The sequence below is a fragment of the Frankia sp. AgPm24 genome (assembly GCF_023243055.1).
Lineage (GTDB): Bacteria > Actinomycetota > Actinomycetes > Frankiales > Frankiaceae > Frankia > Frankia umida.
The window spans coordinates 39,953-52,732 of the sequence record NZ_JALKFW010000169.1; the positions used below are offsets into that span (position 1 = coordinate 39,953).

10 protein-coding genes and 1 pseudogene are annotated in these 12,780 nt (G+C 72.7%); 9 read left to right on the top strand and 2 right to left on the bottom strand.

Going from position 1 to position 12,780, the window contains the following annotated elements; translation table 11 throughout:
* Position 1: 1 nt before the first annotated feature.
* From murD to murG, 3 genes and pseudogenes are all read left to right on the top strand, one after another.
* Positions 2-1,471, top strand: coding sequence for a UDP-N-acetylmuramoyl-L-alanine--D-glutamate ligase (gene murD / locus MXD61_RS10845; RefSeq protein WP_248812705.1), 1,470 nt, complete (start codon positions 2-4; stop codon positions 1,469-1,471).
* A gap of 240 nt (positions 1,472-1,711) precedes the next feature.
* Positions 1,712-2,896 (top strand): annotated as a pseudogene (gene ftsW / locus MXD61_RS10850) (putative lipid II flippase FtsW); the annotation flags it as partial.
* A gap of 561 nt (positions 2,897-3,457) precedes the next feature.
* Complete coding sequence (gene murG / locus MXD61_RS10855) at positions 3,458-4,597, top strand: undecaprenyldiphospho-muramoylpentapeptide beta-N-acetylglucosaminyltransferase (RefSeq protein ID WP_248812707.1); 1,140 nt, start codon at positions 3,458-3,460, stop codon at positions 4,595-4,597.
* 151 nt (positions 4,598-4,748) lie between these two features.
* Here murG and MXD61_RS10860 read toward each other — a convergent pair whose 3' ends face one another.
* Complete coding sequence (locus MXD61_RS10860; protein ID WP_248812708.1) at positions 4,749-5,366, bottom strand: nitroreductase/quinone reductase family protein; 618 nt, start codon at positions 5,364-5,366, stop codon at positions 4,749-4,751.
* A gap of 137 nt (positions 5,367-5,503) precedes the next feature.
* Complete coding sequence (gene murC / locus MXD61_RS10865; protein WP_248812709.1) at positions 5,504-7,171, bottom strand: UDP-N-acetylmuramate--L-alanine ligase; 1,668 nt, start codon at positions 7,169-7,171, stop codon at positions 5,504-5,506.
* A 386-nt stretch (positions 7,172-7,557) separates the two neighbouring features.
* On the opposite strand from murC, the gene ftsZ reads away from it, so the two are divergent.
* The 6 genes from ftsZ (at position 7,558) to MXD61_RS10895 (ending at position 12,774) form a co-directional block, all read left to right on the top strand.
* Entirely contained in the window at positions 7,558-9,111 is a 1,554-nt protein-coding gene (ftsZ, locus tag MXD61_RS10870) for a cell division protein FtsZ (RefSeq protein ID WP_248812710.1), read from the top strand.
* 23 nt (positions 9,112-9,134) lie between these two features.
* The gene (pgeF, locus tag MXD61_RS10875; protein WP_248812711.1) at positions 9,135-9,866 is read left to right on the top strand and encodes a peptidoglycan editing factor PgeF; all 732 of its coding nucleotides are present in this window, start codon (positions 9,135-9,137) and stop codon (positions 9,864-9,866) included.
* Positions 9,863-10,795, top strand: coding sequence for a YggS family pyridoxal phosphate enzyme (locus MXD61_RS10880; protein ID WP_248812712.1), 933 nt, complete (start codon positions 9,863-9,865; stop codon positions 10,793-10,795). Before pgeF ends, MXD61_RS10880 begins: the two co-directional genes overlap by 4 nt.
* 10 nt (positions 10,796-10,805) lie before the next feature.
* Positions 10,806-11,366 carry a cell division protein SepF gene (locus MXD61_RS10885; protein WP_248812713.1) on the top strand — a complete coding sequence of 187 codons (561 nt, stop codon included), beginning with the start codon at positions 10,806-10,808 and terminating at the stop codon, positions 11,364-11,366.
* Positions 11,367-11,445: 79 nt separating this feature from the next.
* Positions 11,446-11,700: a YggT family protein gene (locus MXD61_RS10890; RefSeq protein ID WP_248812738.1), complete on the top strand. Its 255-nt coding sequence runs from the start codon at positions 11,446-11,448 to the stop codon at positions 11,698-11,700.
* Positions 11,701-11,793: 93 nt separating this feature from the next.
* Positions 11,794-12,774: a DivIVA domain-containing protein gene (locus tag MXD61_RS10895; RefSeq protein WP_248812714.1), complete on the top strand. Its 981-nt coding sequence runs from the start codon at positions 11,794-11,796 to the stop codon at positions 12,772-12,774.
* Positions 12,775-12,780 lie beyond the last annotated feature (6 nt).

A 12,780-nucleotide genomic window follows, 5' to 3' on the forward strand; every position in this document is an offset into this window, starting at 1 on the left:
CATGTCGGGCGGCGCCTCGAACGACCCCATCCGGCCGGCACCAGCCGACCCTGCGACGTCCACGGGTCGGCTCGAGTCCGCCGGCCGGCCCGAGCCCGTTGGCCAGGCCGAGTCCGCTGGCCAGACGGAGTGGGCGGGACGGTCGGTGCTGGTCGTGGGGATCGGGGTGTCCGGGGCGGCGGCGGCGCGGACGCTGCTGACCCGCGGGGCCCGGGTGCGCGTCGTCGACGCCGGGGATGGCGAACGGCAGCGGGCCGCGGCCTCCCGGCTGCGTGAACTCGGCGCCACGGTCGAGCTTGGCGGACTCCCGGCCGGCCCGGGCGGTGTGTCGCTGGTCGTCACCTCGCCCGGCGTGCCCCCCACCGCGCCGTTGATCATCGCTTCGGCCGCGACGGGGGTACCCGTCTGGGGGGAGGTGGAGCTCGCCTGGCGGCTGCGAGGTTCGGCCGACTGGTTGGCCATCACGGGCACCAACGGCAAGACCACGACGACCGAGATGCTCGGCGCGATCCTGGTCGCCGGTGGGCTGCGCGCGACCACCGCCGGCAACATCGGCACCCCGATCGTCGAGGCCGTCGACGCCGATCCGCCCTATGAGGCGCTGGCCGTCGAGCTGTCCAGCTTCCAGCTGCACTACACCGAGCGCCTCGTCCCGTTCGCGGCGACGGTGCTCAACATCGCACCCGACCACCTCGACTGGCATGGCGGTGCCGAGGCGTACGCCGCGGCGAAGGGACGGATCTTCGCGGCCGAGCAGACCATCGCCATTGGTAACGCCGACGACCCCGCGAGCCTGCGTCTGCTGGCCAAGGCGCACGGCCGCCACGTCCTGTTCGGACGTGAACTTCCTGGTGAGGGCGTCACAGTCACTGACGGTCACATTGTGGATCATGCTTTTGGTGGCGGCCGAATCGTTGCTATCCGTGACCTTCAGGTGGTGGGGGATCACATGATCTCCAATGCGCTGGCTGCCACGGCACTCGCGCGTGCCCGGGGAATCGCGCCCGACGCGATCGGTGCGGCGCTCACGGGATTTCGCGCCGGGGCCCATCGCAACGCGCCGGTGGCCGTCGTGAACGGCGTCCGCTGGGTGGATGACAGCAAGGCGACGAACCCGCACGCGGCCGCCGCGTCGCTGGCCGGCTACTCCTCGGTGGTGTGGATCGCCGGCGGGCTGAACAAGGGCCTGGACTTCGATGACCTTGTCCGGAGGGCCGGTGGGGTGCTGCGCGCGGCCGTCCTGATCGGTACCTGTGCGGATGAGATCGCTGCCGCCCTCGCCCGACACGCCCCCGATGTCCCGCTGGAACGGGCTGCCGGCATGGACGATGCGGTGAGGGTTGCGGCATCGTTCGCCCGGGCGGGCGACACGGTGCTCCTCGCGCCGGCCGCCGCGTCCATGGACATGTTTCGCGACTACGCGGCCCGCGGTGACCAGTTCGCGGAGGCGGTACACGCGCGAGAGGGGTGAGGCGTGGCGGGGTCGGGGCCGGAGCGCGGTTCTGGGGCACAACGGGGTTCCGGGGCACAACGGGGTTCCGGGGCGCCGCGGGGTGCAGGGTCACCGCGCGGTTCCGGACCGCAACGGGGCTCCGGGTCGCCGCGGGGTGCCGGGCTGCCACGTGACGAGGTTCCGGTGCGGCCGCGGGCGGTCGCGGTGGTAGGCGAGGTAGGCGGGGCAGACGAGCAGGATCGGGAGTCGGCGTCGCGGATGCCGCTGCTGGACCGGCCGCTGGCGTCCTACTACCTGTTGCTGTCCTCGGTCGGTCTGCTGCTGCTGCTCGGCCTGGTCATGGTGCTCTCGGCGTCCAGCGTACGGTCGTACGCGGACTCCGGCTCGTCCTACACGTTGTTCATCCGGCAGGCGATCTGGGTGGGCATCGGTGTGCCGATCGCCGTGCTGGCCAGCCGCCTGCCGGTGCGGGTCTTCCGGGGGGTGGCCTACCCGCTGCTCGGCTTCACGATCTTCCTGTTGCTGGTGGTGCTCGTCCCGGGGATCGGCAGTGTCCGCGGCGGTGCCCGGCAGTGGATCGTGGTCGGTCCGATCACGGTGCAGCCCAGCGAGCTGGTGAAGATCGCGCTGGTGCTGTGGTGCGCCGATCTGCTGGTGCGCAAGCGCCGCCGGCTCACGGAGGCCAAGCACCTGCTGGTGCCCCTGGTGCCGATGTTCCTGTTCATCGACCTGCTGATCCTGCTCGAGCCGGATCTCGGCGGTGCGATCTGCGTGACCGTCGTGCCGCTGACCATCCTGTGGGTGGTCGGCACCCCGAAGCGCTTCTACGCCGCGATGCTCGTGGCGATCATCGTCGCCGCGACGATGCTGGCGGTGCTGGAGCCCTATCGGATGCGTCGCCTGCTGTCGTTCACCGATCCCTTCGCGGACGCCAACGGGGACGGCTTCCAGGCCGTTCAGGGCATCTACGCGCTCTCGACGGGTGGCTGGTGGGGTGAGGGGCTCGGCGCGTCCGTGGAGAAGTGGCCCGACCTTCTGCCGGCGGTGCACACCGACTTCATCCTGGCGATCATCGGGGAGGAGCTGGGGCTGGTCGGCAGTCTGGTGGTGGTGGGCCTGTTCGGGGTGCTCGGCTACGCGGGGCTGCGCATCGCGCACCGCAGTGACGACCTGTTCGTCCGGCTCGCCGCCGCCGGCGTCACCGCGTGGATCATCGTGCAGGCGGTGGTGAACATGGGCGCCGTCGTCGGCCTGCTGCCGATCACCGGAGTGACCCTGCCCCTGGTGTCGTTCGGCGGTTCGTCGTTGCTGCCCACACTGCTGGCGCTGGGCATGCTGCTCGCCTTCGCCCGGTCCGAACCGGCTGCCGCCGAGTACCTGCGGCGACGCGCCGAGGAACGGCGGGCGGCCCGGGCCATCCCGATCCGGGTGCGGACCAAGCGGCTGCTCCCCGGTCGGCGTCCGCGCCGTCCGGTGCTCGGCCTGGTGACCATCGAGGGCAACCGCATCGACCCGTCCGAGGCCGGCCGCTCGGGTGGCCGCGGCCGGCCCCGTGAGCGCAGGTCGCGCCAGCCGCGCGTACCCAGCCAGCCGCGCGCACCGCGTGAGCCGCGCGCACCGCGTGAGCCGGCAGAGCCGCGTGGACGCCGCGAGCCGCGTGCGTCGACAGAGCCGCGTGAACGGCGTGAACCGCGTGGAGGGGGCCAGCGCGGGTCCGGCGGGCGGCGGGAGGCAGGTGAGACGCGGGACACACGCTCGGCGGGTGGCTCGCGGGGCTCCGGGCGGGGGAGCGGTCGGCCTGACGGTGACGACCCGGTGGGTCCGGAGGGCCATCCGCCAGGTCGCCGCAGGTCACGGGGGGTGGACAATCGGGACATCGGTGGCCGGATGCCGACCGGGCCGCGCCGTCCGGGACGTGGGATGGGCGCGCCGTCAGGGCCCGCCGGGCGCGTCGGCGGGCCCGGGGTGACATCGGTGCGCCGTGATGTGTCATCGTCTTGACCGATGTTGCGAAGCGTGGTGCTCGCCGGCGGCGGGACAGCCGGCCATGTCGAACCCGCCCTTGCCGTGGCGGATGCCCTGCGGGACGTTGACCCGCGGCTACGGCTGACCCTGCTGGGCACGGCGGTCGGTGTCGAGGCACGGCTGGTGCCGGCGCGCGGCCATGAGCTGGCGACGGTGCCGAAGGTGCCGATGCCGCGCCGTCCCGGCCCCGATCTGCTGCGCCTGCCCGGGCGGCTGCGCGCCGCGATCCGCCAGGCCGGCTCCGTCCTGGACGACACCCGGGCCGACGTCGTCGTCGGCTTCGGCGGGTACGTCTCGGTGCCGGCCTACCTGGCCGCCCGCCGCCGCGGTATCCCGATCGTCGTGCACGAGGCCAACCCCCTGCCGGGTCTGGCCAACCGTCTCGGTGCCCGCTTCACCCCGTACGTCGCCACGTCCTACCCGGGGACGCCCCTGCGTGGCGCGACCCTCACCGGCATCCCGCTGCGCGCGGAGATCCTCACCCTGGATCGTTCCCCCGCCGCCGTGCGCGCCGCCCGCGGCCGCTACCACCTCGACCCGCACCGTCCCACCCTGCTCGTCTTCGGCGGATCACAGGGTGCGCGCAGTCTGAACCAGGTGATGACCGCGGTGGCGCGTCCGCTGGCCACCGCCGGCGTCCAGGTGCTGCACGCCGCGGGCCCCAAGAACTACGACGAGGTCGCCGCGGCGCTGCCCCGCGGCCTGCCGGCTCCCTACGAGCTGCGGCCGTACCTGGACCACATCCCGTCCGCCTACGCCGCCGCCGACCTGACCCTGTGCCGCTCCGGGGCGATGACCTGCGCGGAACTCGCCGCGGTGGGCCTACCCGCCGCGTACGTACCGCTGCCGATCGGCAACGGTGAGCAGCGCCGCAACGCCCTGCCGACCGTGGAGGCCGGTGGTGGCCTGCTCGTCGAGGACAGCGCGCTGTCCCCCGACTGGCTGCTCGAGAACGTCCTGCCGGTACTCACCTCGGCGGAACGTCTGGCCAAGATGTCGGCGGCCTGCGCCGGGACCGGCCATCCCCGTGCCGCCGCCGCGATCGTCGAGCTGATCCACACCGCCGCCGCCACTCGCCGGCGCACCCGTCGCTCCCGCCCCCGCCACGCGGCCTCCTGAGCACGGCCGTCGTCGCGGCTGCCGGCCGCTGTCCGGTCCTCGGCCTGGCCTATTGAGCTCGTCCGCCAGCCGTGGACGTCAGGGGGGCCGTGGACGTCAGGGGGTCCGGGGCCGCACCACCCGGACGGGACCGGTGTGCGCGGCGGGGTGATCAGCGCAGCAGGGCGAGCACGACCACCGGGATCTCGCGGTCGACCTGGTCCTGGTGGCCGCGGATACCGGGCATGGTCTCCACCAGCGCGGCGTACAGGCGGACCCGCTCGTCGGCGGTGGCGGTCGTCGCCTCGGCGTCGACGCGCTCGTGGCCGAGTTCCACGACGACCTTGGGGTTCGCGGTCAGGTTGAGATACCAGTCCGGATGGCGCGACGATGCCATGTTCGAGGCGAACACGACGAGACGGTCGGATCGCCGCGCATCGACCCCGGACCCGCCCGCGGCGGCCGGCTGGTCGCCCTCGCCTGTGCTGCTGCCCTCGCCTGCGGTGCCGCTGCTGACCGTGGTGCTGCTGTCGGCTGTGGTGCTGCCGTCGGCTGTGGTGCTGCCGTCGGTGGCGGGGCCGGCGTCGGGGGTGGGGGCCTCGGCGACGTAGCCGAGCGGGGTGACGTGCTCCTTGCCGGAGTGCCGTCCGATCGTCGTCAGGAGTACGAGACGGGAGCCGGGCAGGGTCTTCTCCAGGACGCCACCGGTCGCCCGGTACTCGGCGATCACGGTCTGGTTGACGGCCTTGAGGTCGAAGCCGGGTGTGCGGGGAACCTGCGTGTCAGCCATCGTCTCAATCCATTCTCACCGGGCGCCGCCGGCCGGAGCCGGCGGTGGGCGTGTTGCGGCAGTCAACCATCCGTCCCGCGTGAGGGCACGCAGGATCGGTCGGCCTCGCCGCGTCGGACTGGTGGACCGCGGCGCGATCAGGCGGGCAGGGGGATGCCCAGCGAGGCGAGCAGGCGGGGGCCGACGGTCGTGATCGTCCCGGCGCCGAGCGTCAGCAGCAGCACACCCCGGGTCGCTCCCCGCCCCGAGGATTCAGGGGCGGCGGGGCTGCCGTCGACGGGGCCGCTGGACGGTGGGACACGGGGCGCGGGGGGGACGGACGCGGGGTCGTCGAGTGCGGTGTGGACATCGGTGGTGAGGCGGTCGATCAGGGTCGACCACGGTACGTAGTGGGCGGGCGGTGCGGTGATGCGGCTCACCAGGTCGCTGGGATGCAGACCGAGGTCGTCGGTCTCGCGGGCGGCGTAGACGTCGGTCACGTAGACGCGGTCGGCGTCGGTGAAGGCGGCGGCGAAACCGTCCAGCATGGCCGCGAAGCGGCTGTAGGTGTGGGGCTGCAGGACCGCCCACACGTCGCGGTCACCGGCGCGGGAGCGAGCCGCGGCGAGGGTCAGCCGGATCTCGGTGGGATGGTGCGCGTAGTCGTCGATGATCTCGAGGCTGTGGACACCGTCCGGATCGGCCGCGGCGGAGGTGACGGGCAGGGGTGTGCCGTCCACGGCGGTGGCGGTCAGGGGCACGGCGGCGGGGGAGACACCCGCGGGCAGGATCTCCGCCGGCGGACGGACGGACGGCTGCCAGTAGCCGACGAACTCGAACCGGCGCGCGGCCCCAGTATAGGTCGCCAGGGTGCCCAGAGCCTGGGCGGGTTCGACGCCGAGCTCGGTGGCGACGGCGAGCGCGGCGAGCGCGTTGAGCACCGAGTGGTGGCCGGGCACGGCCAGGACCAGGCTGCCGACCTCCTCGCCCGCCCGCAGCACCCGGGCCCGGGTCGTGTCGTCGTCGGCGGCGGGGACGACGTCCACGGCCCGCCAGTGGCGACCAGCGCCGAAACCGTAGTCGGTCACGGTCACACCGGCGGACCAGGAGGGGTCGGCGCGCAGGGCGGCCAGGACCGCGCTCACGCCGGGATCGTCCCCACAGGCGACGAGGTGACCACCGGGGCGGATGCGCCCGGCGAAGGCGGTGAAGGCGGCGCGCACGGCGGCCTCGTCCGGGAAGATGTCCGGATGCTCCCACTCGACGTTGGTGATGATCGCCAGGGTGGGGGTGAGGCCGGCGAAGGCCCCGCCGTACTCGTCGGACTCGAGCACGAAGACGTCGCCCGCCCCGGTGAGCGCGTTGCCACCGAGCTGGGAGACCTCCGCCCCGATGACGGCGGTCGGGTCGAGCCCCGCGGCGCGCAGCACCAGGGCGAGCATCGCGGACGTCGTCGACTTGCCGTGTGAGCCGGCGACCGCGACCAGCCGGTAGCCGGCGGTGAGTTCGGGCAGCCACTCGGACCGGCGGCGCACCGGCAGGCCCAGCTCACGGGCGGCGACGATCTCGGGATGGTCGTCGGCCAGGGCGCTGGAGGCCACCACCACGTCCACCCCGGCCAGTTCGGTGGCGAGGGCCCCCGGCCCGGTGGCGGGGCCGACGCGCACGGGGACGCCACGGGCGCGCAGCGTCGCCACCCGGGGTGAGTCCTCCGCGTCGCTTCCGCTGACGGCACCGCCGCCAGCCAGGTGGATCTGGGCGAGGGGCGACAGCCCGGCACCGCCGATGCCGAGGAAGTGGACGTGCTGGGTCCGCTGACGGGTCACGGGGGCAGTACATCATCCTCGGTACCTGACCTGATGCGTCCGGGTAGGGCCGTCCGGGTGAGTCCGCACGTGTCATCCGGGTGCGCACGGTGGTGCGAGGGACACAGCGGTGTCAGCGGTGCGGAGCGGGCTGTGTCAGGATTCTGGGGAGAGCTGGGACACGAAGCGGGATGACGCGCCGGCAGCTTCCTTGACCAGTGCCTAAGCCGTGCCTACTGTCCGATCCACAGCCGGAAGTTGACATAACTGTAACCGTCTAGCTGACGGTGAAGGTTGAGACTCTGACTGTTTCCCCCGCTCGCCGCGCGGCAATGCCGTCCCGCGGTGCCGCAGGGGCGGGGTTAATCCCCGTCCGACCACCGACGCCGCTGGAGGACCGACACCGCATGGCTGCCCCCCAGAACTATCTCGCGGTCATCAAGGTCGTCGGGATCGGTGGTGGTGGTGTCAACGCCGTAAACCGGATGATCGAAGTCGGTCTCAAGGGCGTCGAGTTCATCGCCATCAACACCGACGCCCAGGCCCTGCTGATGAGCGACGCCGACGTCAAACTGGACGTCGGCCGTGAGCTGACCCGGGGCCTTGGCGCCGGGGCCGATCCCGAAGTGGGCCGACAGGCCGCCGAGGACCATCGCGAGGAGATCGAGGAGGTCCTCAAGGGGGCCGACATGGTCTTCGTGACCGCCGGCGAGGGTGGTGGCACCGGAACCGGTGGCGCCCCCGTGGTGGCGAACGTGGCCCGCTCGCTGGGCGCGCTCACCATCGGTGTCGTCACCCGGCCGTTCACCTTCGAGGGCCGGCGCCGGGCCACCCAGGCCGACACGGGTATCGACACCCTGCGCAACGAGGTTGACACCCTCATCGTCATTCCGAACGACCGACTGCTCGCGATGACAGACCGCGACATCAGCGTTCTGGACGCCTTCCGCAGCGCCGACCAGGTGCTGCTCTCCGGTGTTCAGGGCATCACCGACCTGATCACCACCCCGGGTCTGATCAACCTCGACTTCGCCGACGTCAAGACGGTCATGTCGCATGCCGGCAGCGCCCTGATGGGTATCGGCCGAGCCAGAGGTGACGACCGTGCCACCGTGGCCGCCGAACAGGCCATCGCCTCCCCCCTGCTGGAGGCGAGCATGGACGGTGCCCAGGGCGTCCTGCTGAACATCTCCGGTGGCTCCGACCTCGGCCTGTTCGAGATCAACGCCGCCGCCGAACTGGTCGCGGACGCCGCCCATCCCGAGGCGAACATCATCTTCGGTGCCGTGATCGACGACGCGCTCGGGGACGAGGTGCGGGTGACGGTCATCGCCGCCGGCTTCGACACGGTGCAGGACCGCCGTACCCGCACGCTCAACGCGACCCAGCGCCGCCCGGGTGCTCCCGGTGCCACCGGTCCCGGTGCGACCGGTCCTGGCGCGGCGGGCGGGGGCGCGGCCCTGCCACCCGGCGCCACCGGCGCCGCGTCGACGACGATCCTCCCGCCGCTGCCCACGATCCCGGGCACACCACGTACCGTCACCGCGGCGCCGTCCTCGCCGCCCCCGGCGACTCCACCAGCGGCCCCCGTGGCTCCCGCGCCGGCCCCGGCCCGTGCGCAGGCCGCCGCGCCCACGCCCAGCTACCTCCAGGCACCTCCCTCGCCGATCAGCTCGTCCAACGTCGGGCACTACCACCCCGACCCGTTGCCCGACCCGCCGGCGACCCGCCCGAGCGCCAACCCCGGCGACTCCACGGTGATCCCCACGGTCGAGTCCCGGGTCGCGCCGCCGGCGCGGGAGACGAACATCGAACCGTCCACGGGCGATCACGGCTATGGCGCCCAGCACCGGTCCGAGCCGCCGCGCGCCAGCGGCCCCCGGCCGACCTACCCGCCGCGTCGTCCCGTCCGCCCGGTCGCCGACGACGACGAACTGGACGTGCCGGACTTCCTCAAGTAGCCGACCCAGGGGAGACTCCGGCCATGCCGGTTCTCGTGACGACCCGGGCAGGCGGGGTCAGCGCACCACCTTTCGGCGGGCCTGACGCCGCCACCGGGCTCGACACGGCCGGCCGGCCCGACGTGGTTGGTGGGCTCAACCTCGGCGACCATGTCGGGGATGACGCGGACGCGGTGGCGGCCAACCGGGCTCGGCTGGCCGCCCGGCTGGGCGTGCCGGTCCGGTACATGCGCCAGGTCCATGGTCGCCGGGTCGCGCTGGTGCGCGATCCCGGGCCGCCGCCCGAGGCGGACGCGCTGGTCACCGATGTGCCTGGGCTCGCACTCGCGGTGATGGTCGCCGACTGCGCACCGGTGTTGTTCGAGGCGCCGACCGCGGTCGGGGTCGCCCACGCCGGCCGGGTGGGCATGGCCGAGGGCGTCATCGGCGCGACGGTCGAGGCGCTGACCGATCTGGGGGCCCGCCCCGACCAGCTCGAGGTCACCATCGGGCCATGCGTGTGCGCGGGCTGCTACGAGGTTCCGGCGCCGCTGCGCGCCGAGGTCGAACGTCTCGTGCCGGGCAGCGCGGCCCACACCCGGCAGGGCAGTGCGGCCATCGATCTGCGGGCCGGCATCCTCGGCCAGCTCACCAGGATGGGTGTGACTCGCGTCGCGGTGTCCGCTCGGTGTCCGGCCGAGGACTTCTCGCTCTACTCCTACCGCCGCGACGGACGAACCGGCCGCTTCGCCGGCCTCGCCTGGCTGCCGTCATGACGGACACCGCCAGACCAGCGCACCACGCCGACCAGCCACGCCACGCCGACCAGCCACGCCACGCCGACGAACCGCGCCATGTCGACGAACGGCGCCGGGCGGATCTTGCTGGCCGGCTGGCCGCGGTGCGGGAACGGATCGCCACCGCAGCCGTCGCCGCCGGACGAGACCCCGCCGCGCTCACTCTTGTCGCGGTCAGCAAGACCTATCCGGCCGAGGACGCCGTGATCCTGCACACTCTTGGCCTGCGCGACTTCGCGGAGAACCGGGAGCAGGAGGCCGGACCCAAGGTGAACCTCGTCACACACCAGCTCCTTGGGGGCGGTGCGCCACGAGCGGGGGGACCCGACGCGGGGGCGCGGGCGGCGGCGGACCCGGCGAAGGCGGCGTCGACGCCGGGCGCCGGGCTGGCGGTGCCCGACCGGCCGGTGTGGCACTTCGTGGGACAACTCCAGCGCAACAAGGCCAGATCCGTGCTCCGTTGGGCGGACTGGGTGCAGTCTGTGGACCGTGCGGCCCTGGTGGACGGCCTGTCACGCGCCGCGGTCGAGCGCGGCCGGCCACTGTCGGTCTGCCTGCAGATCTCGTTGGACCCCCCGAGGGCCTCCGGTGGGGCGGATTCGAGTGGGGTTGCCGTTTCGGGCCGGGGTGGCATCGATCCGGGCGCCGTCAGCGAGCTCGCCGATCTCGTCGCGCGGGCACCCGGGCTGACACTGCGCGGGGTGATGGCGGTTGCGCCACGTGGTGAGTCGCCACGTGGCGCATTTGCCCGTCTGCGGAACGTCGCGGAACGCCTGGTCAGAGACCACCCTGGAGCCACGGTGATCAGTGCCGGCATGTCAGGAGATCTCGAGTCGGCCATCGCCGAGGGCGCGACACACCTACGGATCGGGACCGCTTTGTTCGGTGAACGGCCTGGTGTCCCTTAGAGTCGCGCCCATGGGGCTCGGGCGCAGGGCGATGGTCTACCTCGGTCTGGCCGAGGAGGACGACGACTATCTCGATGACGACTACGACGACGACGGTCGTGCGGTAGACCATGACGATCGGCGTCTTGACGATCGCCGAATGGTGCATGATCCGGTTCCGATGGACCGCTCGGTCCGCCGGATCGACGCACGGGAGGAGTCGGTCGCCATGCCGCGTCGTCCACCGGTCGAACCGCTTCGCCCCGCCGGACCCGTGCCGGTGCGCCGGGTGGCCCCCGTCGAGGAGCCACACCCCTACCGGATCACGACGCTCCAGCCACGTAGCTACAATGAGGCTCGCCAGATCGGTGAGGAGTTCAGGGACGGCACGCCCGTTATCATGAACCTCACCGACATGGACGATGTCGACGCCAAGCGGCTGGTCGACTTCGCCGCCGGGCTGATCTTCGGGTTGCGTGGTGACATCGAGAAGGTGACCAACAAGGTCTTCCTCCTCTCGCCGCACAACGTCGAGGTCACCGAGACGGACAAGCGACGCATCCGTGAGGGTGGGTTCTACAACCAGTCATGACGGGGTTCGCGAGCTGGTCGCGTCCCCCTGGTTCACAGGAGAGGGTGCCATCAGCACGCTAGGACAGCTGCTCTCGTGGCTGCTGCTGGTCTACCTTCTGTTCCTGATCGCGCGTTGGATCACGGACCTGGTACTCGTCCTCGGCCGCTCGTTTCGCCCCACCGGGCCGCTGTTGGTGATCTTCGAAGCTGTGTACACGGTGACTGACCCCCCGTTACGGTTCATCCGGCGCATCCTGCCTCCGTTGAGGGTGGGTAGTGTCCAACTTGACCTCGGCTTTCTGGTGCTGTTTCTAGTGATCGTCGTGTTGCGAAGCTACGCCCAGAAGCTGTAACGGGGTTGTGTGCACACCGCGAACGCGGGCGCGGGAGACTGCCCGCAGACCGCCCTCTCTTCGGGGAGCGGCGATGCCGCACGAGGAGGCGACGTGGCTCTGACACCACAGGACGTACAGAACAAGGTCTTCAGTCCGACGCGGTTTCGCACCGGCTACAACGAGGATGAGGTCGACACCTTCCTTGACGAGGTCGAAGCGGAACTGACCCGGCTGCTCGACGAGAACAGCGACCTGCGTCGCCAGCTCGACGAGGCCCGCCGCTCCGGTGGCGGAGGGCCCGCGGTGCCCGCGCAGATCCTGGAGGAGAACCAGGGCCTGCGCCGTCAGGTGGACGAGTCCCGTCGCCAGATCGCGCAGTTGCAGGCCCAGGCCGCCCAGGCCGCCCGTGAGCGCGCCGCCGCACCTCCCACCGGCCCGCAGCCCCCCCAGCCCCAGCAGGGTGGCGCGCCGACCACGGTCATCCCCGCCGTCGGTCAGGGCGGCGCCCTCGCCCGCACCGGCCCCAGCCAGGCCAGCGAGGCCGAGATCGAGCAGCGCGTCGCCCGCACGCTCGTCCTGGCCCAGCGCACCGCCGACGAGGCCCTGCGGGAAGCCCGCGCCGAGTCCGAGCGTGCCCGCCGCGACGCCCGCGCCGATGCCGACCGCATCATCGGCGAGGCCCGCGCCCACGTCGCCGAGCAGCTCGGCGGCCTCGAGGAGGACAAGCGTCGCCTTGAGGGCCAGGTGGAACAGCTGCGCGCCTTCGAACGCGAGTACCGCACCCGCCTGCGCGCCTACCTCGAGATGCAGCTGCGCGACCTTGACGGCATGCCGACCCAGCCCGCCGTCGGCGCCGGCGCCCCACAGCGCCCCGGCCTCAACCCCGGCGCCCCCACCCCGGCGCCCACCGCCGTCAGCATGGGCCCGGGCCCCGGCCCCGGTCAGGGCGGTGTTCCGCAGAGCCCCGGCCACCAGCCGACCTTCCCCCCCGGCCCCCCGATGCCCGCCGGCGCGATGGCCCGCGACAACGGCCACGGCCGCCCCGACCTCGACCCCGCCCGCCGCGACGGCCCCGGCATCCAGGAGTACTGACGCCCC

Coding starts and splice junctions, on each gene's coding strand:
- MXD61_RS10880 (WP_248812712.1), top strand. CDS start 9,863: ATGACGGACACCGCCAGACCAGCGCACCACGCCGACCAGCCACGCCAC.
- MXD61_RS10885 (WP_248812713.1), top strand. CDS start 10,806: ATGGGGCTCGGGCGCAGGGCGATGGTCTACCTCGGTCTGGCCGAGGAG.
- ftsZ (WP_248812710.1), top strand. CDS start 7,558: ATGGCTGCCCCCCAGAACTATCTCGCGGTCATCAAGGTCGTCGGGATC.
- murG (WP_248812707.1), top strand. CDS start 3,458: ATGTTGCGAAGCGTGGTGCTCGCCGGCGGCGGGACAGCCGGCCATGTC.
- pgeF (WP_248812711.1), top strand. CDS start 9,135: ATGCCGGTTCTCGTGACGACCCGGGCAGGCGGGGTCAGCGCACCACCT.
- MXD61_RS10860 (WP_248812708.1), bottom strand. CDS start 5,366: ATGGCTGACACGCAGGTTCCCCGCACACCCGGCTTCGACCTCAAGGCC.
- murD (WP_248812705.1), top strand. CDS start 2: ATGTCGGGCGGCGCCTCGAACGACCCCATCCGGCCGGCACCAGCCGAC.